Consider the following 5,247-nt stretch of genomic DNA (forward strand, 5'->3'; position numbering starts at 1 on the left):
ACAGTCATTTCGGCGATCTGAGCGGCCTGCTCAGCGAGCTTGCGGCGATCGGCTTCCAGCGCTTCGGTGCGGCGATGCAGGCCGCGGTCGCCGCGGCGCCGCCGGCAGAGAAGGGGCTCGCATCGGCGCGCGCCTATGTCGCCTATGCAGAGGCCAATCCCGGCATGTACAGCCTGATGTTCCGCAACGAGCGGCTGGATTATACGCGACCCGCGCTGCACGCGGCGGCGGAAGCCTCGTTCAAGGGTCTGGCCCGCGCGGTCGGGGCGGGACACGAAGGGCAGATCGCCGACGGCAAGCTGTCGCTCGACGAGGCCGGCAGGATCGTTCATGCGTGGTCGCTGGTGCATGGCTATACCATGCTGCTGCTCGACGGCCGGCTCACCGACATGTTGCGCCGTGCGCCTGATGGAACGACGCCAGAGGCGCTGCTGCAGGCCATGCTGATGGCGACCAGGTCGCCGCAACATGGCTAGAGCAGAGAAAAGACCTAGCGCTGCGTGGCGAGCTGCACCGCGCGCCCGCTGTTGCCGATGATCTTCACTGGGTCCTTGCCGCACACGAAGCTGCGCGCGGTTTCGTCTGCGGCCTTTCGTGCCAGCTCGTTGGCGTTCGGATTGGCGGCCGCATCGACATAGGCGACGTGGCAGGCGCCGCCGGGCGACAGCCGCGTCACGATCAGCAGGGCCTTGTCGCGCGGTCGGCCGTTGTTGTCCTGATCAGCCTGGTCTGCCAGTTGCCATCGCTGGATAATGGCGATCGGCTCGCTACCGGCCATCCGCCACTCGATCCGTGGAGCTGCCGAACTGAACGGAGCAAACAGGGCCTGCGCGGCCGGTTCCTTCGCCGCTTCGGTGCGGTTGCGTCCGACCGAGACCGTCTCGCGCAGATCGTCGATGTTCACGAACACCACCCGTCCGGCCTTGCCGCGGCAGATGCGCGATGACTGGTCGTCGGCGTTCTTCTTGCCGTCGGCGCTCCAACAATTGGCCGCAGCGGTGCTGGAATAGCTGCTACCGACCGCAGCCCGCGCGATCGCGTCCCTCGTGATGAGGGGCAGGACGCACAGCGCTGCAAGCGCGACGGCGGCGATGGCATACAGATAGGATTGCTGAGGATGCTGTTTCATCGGCTCTATCAGACCTGAAACCATGTCGGTTATTCGGCGCGGCTGGGCTGGGGATAGGGCGAGATGGCGGCCGGAAAGGCCTGACATTGGGGCGGAATTGTCCTAGAAGGGCGGGCTTGAATCATCCCCGCGTGTCCCCTGGCTTCCATCGATCATGCCCGCTATCCCGACGTCCAAGCCCTACCGTATCGGCCGTTCCAAGACTGGTCTCGGCCTGTTCGCCACCAAGCCGATCAAGAAGGGCGAGAAGATCATCCGCTATTTCGGTCCAATCCTTGACTCCAAGAAGAAGGATGAGGATGCGATCGAGAACAAATATCTGTTCGAGCTGAACAACCGCTGGACCATCGACGGCTCGGTTCGCGAGAACGTCGCCCGCTACATCAATCATTCCTGCAAGCCGAACGCCGAATCCGACGTTCGCCCACGCAAGCGCAAGGTGATCATCCGCGCCATCAAGGACATCGAGCCCGGCGACGAGATCAACTACGATTACGGCACCGACTACTTCAAGGCCTATTTGAAGCCGATCGGCTGCAAATGCGAAGCCTGCGAGAAGAAGCGGGCTAAGAAGCGCGCCGAGGCCAGGGCAGAGAAGGCGCTGCTGAAGGAAAAGGAAGCCCGCAAGGCGCAGCGCAAGGTCGAGAAGACCGCCAAAGCGACCAAGAGCAAGAAGGCACCAAAGACGAAGACTGCAAGGGGCCCCGGTAAAACCAAGCGTGCGACCAGCGGTGCCAAGCGGGGCAAAGGCAAGACGCTGAACGGGCACCGTGTTGCGGTCTAGCGCTTAAGCGCCGCTGCCCCTGAGCAGGGCCAGCGTCGTCCAGGTGACGCCGGCCGAAAAATTCTGGACGCCGAGCGAGCCGCCGTGATGTTCGAACACGCAGTCCAGACCGACCGGCACGGCAAGCGCGGTCACATCGGCGGTCGTCACGTCGAACATGCGCCGTCCTGGCGGCACCGGGCCGTGCCGCAGCCGCATGATCAGCATGCCCTCGGGCGCGAGCAGGCTTGCGATGTTCAGCATCGCGCGGGCGCGCTCGGCGGAATCGAGATGCATGAGCACCGCTGTCATCATGATCAGATCGAATTGCTGGTGGTGCGTGCGCAGGACGGCAAGCTCGGGCAGCCCGTCATCGATCCAGGTGATGCGGGGCGAGGGGTGCAGCACCATCGCACGCTGCCGCAGTGCCTCAGTCGGCTCGACCGCGACCACCCGATGGCCCTGCGCGGCGAACCAGGCAGCATCGCGCCCGGTGCCGGCGCCGATGTCGAGCACGCGTGCGGGCGCGGTCGGAAACAGATGCAGTACCGCACGGTGCACGTCCTCCGCGGCGAGGCTCTCATAGCGCGCAACGAGCGTGTCGGCTTCCGATGCGTAGCCTTCGGTGCCGCGCACATGCTCTGTCATCGCCGATTGCTCTCGAAGTGATCAGCCCCCGCGATGAACCGAGGCGGGCAGGGACGCTTCGCTAAAATCGAGCGCCGATCGCTTCAGAATGAGGCCGTGCTGATCGACGATCAAGCGGAACCGCCGATGCGCCGAGAAAAAGGTGAGGCGGTGCCGGCCGAGGTCAGTGTCGACGCCGCGTTCGACCACGCTGGTGATCCGGCCGGCCTGCATCTCCTCACGAAAGACCGGCAGTGTCATACCGAGCCCTTCGGCGATGACGGTGGCATCGACCTCGACCGCATCATCTCCGAATTCCACCTGTGTCATGTCGCCTCCGCGAATTCTGGCGTCGGTGCTGGATAGGCGCATTCGTCCAATGTCGTGGTGTCAAGCTCGCGGAGGAAGGCTTCGCGGGCGGCGGCGAGCTTGGCTTTCAACCGGCAGCGCGTGGTCAGCTGGCAGCAGCCGCCGTCGGCGCGGAAGCATTCCACCAGCGCCTCGCGCTCCAGCGCGCGCACCACCTGGCCCAGCGTGATCGATTGCGCCGGCCGCGCCAGCACGAAACCGCCGCCGATCCCGCGTTGCGTGGTGATGAAGCCGCCTCCTGCGAGGTCGCGCACCACCTTGGCGAGATGGTTCCGCGAAATGCCGAATTCGGCCGCGATTTCGGCGGTCGCAAACGAGCGTGCCGGCTCGCCTGCCAGTCGCATCAGGGTGCGCAGCGCGAAGTCGGTGAACATGGTCAGGTGCATGAGGGAACCGAAATTTGACTTGCGAACCGAACATAGCGCGCTAAATAGGTATTTCATATGCATATTTAGGAGACAGGCATGGAAGCCGACGAGCGGCGTGCGCGGATCACGGCCGAGATCGCAGCCCGGACCGGAATCACGGAGGCCATGATCGAGCGCCTGGTCCACGCCTTCTACGACAAGGTGCGGGCGGATGCCGTGCTCGGGCCGGTGTTCGATGCGCGCATCCGTGACTGGGGGCCGCACCTTCAGCAGATGTGCGCATTCTGGTCGTCGGTGGCCCTGATGACCGGCCGCTATCACGGTACGCCGATGGTCAAGCATGCGCCTCTGCCGGTCGATGCCGCGCATTTCGATCGCTGGCTCGCATTGTTCGAACAGACAGCGCACGAGGTCTGCCCGGGCGAGGCGGAGGCGCATTTCGTCGAGCGCGCCAGGCGCATCGCCACCAGCCTCGAGCTCGGCATCGCCAACGCCAATGGCGTCATGCTCGGCATCGGCGAGCGTTTCCGGCGTTCGGAAGCCGTGCAGTAACAAACATCGTCGCGCGGGGGGCGCCGCGCGACGATTCCATTCGATTTTTACGCGACGACTGCACTGCCGCTGCGGCGCAGCCCGATATATTGCAATTCGGCGAGCACGCCGGTCGCAATAGCCTGGATTGCGACGACGGCCTCGCCGAGCAAATTCGGCGACACCGCGCCTGAGAACAGCAGCCCGAGGCTGCCGACCGTCCAGGCCGCGTTACCCGCGATCACCAGCATCACCAACGCTTTCGGCGCGACCGCTCTGGTGGCGAGCCAGCCGACCAGAGCCGTATAGGCAATCAGGAACAATCCGGTCTCGCGCAACAGCGCCCCTGGCAATTCGAGCAGTGGCGCGAGCATGCCGGCGTCGACGGTCAGCAGCACGGCTGCGACGCCGCTGAAGACGGCGTCGGCGGCAAGTGCCCGGCGCAGGAATTGCGAAGAGCGGATTGTGGCGTTCATAGCGGGTCTCCTTCGGTTGCAACCTATCGTTCAGCGATGCAGGAGATCGTCTCCTGTGCGCTCAACCTTGCTCCCGCGAGCGCCCCAATTCGATTACCTCGGAGGTCATGGAACGCGTGACATCGGCGTGATAGCTTTTCGATCATGAACGCACCTGCATCCGTCGCGCGAGCCGACCGCGCCAGACCGGTTCACGTCGGCGAGTACTTACGGGAATGGCGGCAACGCCGGCATCTGAGCCAGCTCGATCTCGCCGTCGATGCCGAGATCTCGGCGCGGCATCTGAGCTTCGTCGAAACCGGCCGCGCCGCACCGTCACGTGAGATGGTGTTGAGGCTGGCCGAACGGTTGGAGGTGCCCTTGCGCGAACGCAACGTGCTGTTGGTCGCCGCCGGCTACGCGCCGGCCTTTCCGCAGCGCTCGCTCGACGATCCGGCGCTTGCCGCCGCGCGTCACGCAATCGATCTGGTTCTGAAAGCGCATGAGCCCAATCCGGCGCTGGCTTATGATAGGCATTGGAATCTGGTCTCGGCCAACCGCATGGTGGCGCCGCTGCTGGAAGGCCTACCGCAACGGCTGCTCGGTCAGCCCTTCAACATCCTCAGGCTCGCCCTTCATCCCGAGGGGCTGGCGCCGCGCACCGTCAATCTCGCCGAATGGTCCGGGCATCTGTTGGAACGGCTGCATCGGCAGTGCGAGGCTACGGCCGATGGAGAACTGCTCGAGCTCTATCAGGACCTGAAATCCTACCCGATGCCGGCCAGGTCAGGGCCGCTGCCGCCGGACAATGTCGCGATCCCGTTCAAGCTGCGACAGGATGGCGAGGTACTGAGCTTCTTCTCGACCACGATGGTGTTCGGCACCCCGGTCGATATCACGCTGTCGGAGCTGGCGTTGGAAACGTTCTTTCCCGCAGATGACCTGACCGCGACGCGACTGAAGGAGATGGCAGCGCGGCTCTGAGGGCGCTTGTGCTCGCCCTTG

The 5,247-nt window shown here is 64.7% G+C and carries 9 protein-coding genes; 4 read left to right on the top strand and 5 right to left on the bottom strand.

What is annotated here, in order from left to right; translation table 11 throughout:
- A partial coding sequence (locus tag WA702_RS08795; RefSeq protein WP_425110134.1) for a TetR-like C-terminal domain-containing protein occupies positions 1–476 on the top strand: 476 nt, incomplete at its 5' end.
- A 14-nt stretch (positions 477–490) separates the two neighbouring features.
- Here WA702_RS08795 and WA702_RS08800 read toward each other — a convergent pair.
- Positions 491–1,153 carry a hypothetical protein gene (locus WA702_RS08800; RefSeq protein ID WP_425110135.1) on the bottom strand — a complete coding sequence of 221 codons (663 nt, stop codon included), beginning with the start codon at positions 1,151–1,153 and terminating at the stop codon, positions 491–493.
- Between the two features lie 130 nt (positions 1,154–1,283).
- Here WA702_RS08800 and WA702_RS08805 point away from each other — a divergent pair, with 130 nt between their 5' ends.
- Complete coding sequence (locus tag WA702_RS08805) at positions 1,284–1,913, top strand: SET domain-containing protein (protein WP_425110136.1); 630 nt, start codon at positions 1,284–1,286, stop codon at positions 1,911–1,913.
- Positions 1,914–1,916: 3 nt separating this feature from the next.
- On the opposite strand, the gene WA702_RS08810 is transcribed toward WA702_RS08805, so the two are convergent.
- Genes WA702_RS08810 through WA702_RS08820 form a run of 3 tightly spaced genes read right to left on the bottom strand, consistent with a single transcriptional unit; the run spans position 1,917 to position 3,274 of the window.
- Positions 1,917–2,540: a class I SAM-dependent methyltransferase gene (locus tag WA702_RS08810; protein ID WP_425110137.1), complete on the bottom strand. Its 624-nt coding sequence runs from the start codon at positions 2,538–2,540 to the stop codon at positions 1,917–1,919.
- A gap of 21 nt (positions 2,541–2,561) precedes the next feature.
- On the bottom strand, positions 2,562–2,849 hold the full coding sequence (locus WA702_RS08815; protein ID WP_425110138.1) for a DUF6522 family protein: 288 nt from the start codon (positions 2,847–2,849) through the stop codon (positions 2,562–2,564).
- Positions 2,846–3,274: an RrF2 family transcriptional regulator gene (locus WA702_RS08820; RefSeq protein WP_425110139.1), complete on the bottom strand. Its 429-nt coding sequence runs from the start codon at positions 3,272–3,274 to the stop codon at positions 2,846–2,848. The genes WA702_RS08815 and WA702_RS08820 overlap by 4 nt, the downstream gene beginning before the upstream one ends.
- A 78-nt stretch (positions 3,275–3,352) precedes the next feature.
- Between WA702_RS08820 and WA702_RS08825 the strand changes: the two genes are divergently transcribed.
- The gene (locus tag WA702_RS08825) at positions 3,353–3,808 is read left to right on the top strand and encodes a group III truncated hemoglobin (protein WP_425110140.1); all 456 of its coding nucleotides are present in this window, start codon (positions 3,353–3,355) and stop codon (positions 3,806–3,808) included.
- Positions 3,809–3,855: 47 nt separating this feature from the next.
- Here the strand turns inward: WA702_RS08825 and WA702_RS08830 are convergent, their stop codons facing one another.
- Positions 3,856–4,263, bottom strand: coding sequence for a hypothetical protein (locus WA702_RS08830; RefSeq protein ID WP_425110141.1), 408 nt, complete (start codon positions 4,261–4,263; stop codon positions 3,856–3,858).
- A 144-nt stretch (positions 4,264–4,407) separates the two neighbouring features.
- Between WA702_RS08830 and WA702_RS08835 the strand changes: the two genes are divergently transcribed.
- Positions 4,408–5,226, top strand: a complete 819-nt coding sequence (locus WA702_RS08835; RefSeq protein ID WP_425110142.1) for a helix-turn-helix domain-containing protein — start codon at positions 4,408–4,410, stop codon at positions 5,224–5,226.
- Positions 5,227–5,247 lie beyond the last annotated feature (21 nt).

The organism is Bradyrhizobium sp. (assembly GCF_049798375.1).
GTDB lineage: Bacteria > Pseudomonadota > Alphaproteobacteria > Rhizobiales > Xanthobacteraceae > Bradyrhizobium.

Excerpts from the sequence above, each read along its gene's own strand:
- WA702_RS08800 (WP_425110135.1), bottom strand. The coding sequence starts at position 1,153 with ATGGTTTCAGGTCTGATAGAGCCGATGAAACAGCATCCTCAGCAATCC.
- WA702_RS08805 (WP_425110136.1), top strand. The coding sequence starts at position 1,284 with ATGCCCGCTATCCCGACGTCCAAGCCCTACCGTATCGGCCGTTCCAAG.
- WA702_RS08810 (WP_425110137.1), bottom strand. The coding sequence starts at position 2,540 with ATGACAGAGCATGTGCGCGGCACCGAAGGCTACGCATCGGAAGCCGAC.
- WA702_RS08815 (WP_425110138.1), bottom strand. The coding sequence starts at position 2,849 with ATGACACAGGTGGAATTCGGAGATGATGCGGTCGAGGTCGATGCCACC.
- WA702_RS08820 (WP_425110139.1), bottom strand. The coding sequence starts at position 3,274 with ATGCACCTGACCATGTTCACCGACTTCGCGCTGCGCACCCTGATGCGA.
- WA702_RS08825 (WP_425110140.1), top strand. The coding sequence starts at position 3,353 with ATGGAAGCCGACGAGCGGCGTGCGCGGATCACGGCCGAGATCGCAGCC.
- WA702_RS08830 (WP_425110141.1), bottom strand. The coding sequence starts at position 4,263 with ATGAACGCCACAATCCGCTCTTCGCAATTCCTGCGCCGGGCACTTGCC.
- WA702_RS08835 (WP_425110142.1), top strand. The coding sequence starts at position 4,408 with ATGAACGCACCTGCATCCGTCGCGCGAGCCGACCGCGCCAGACCGGTT.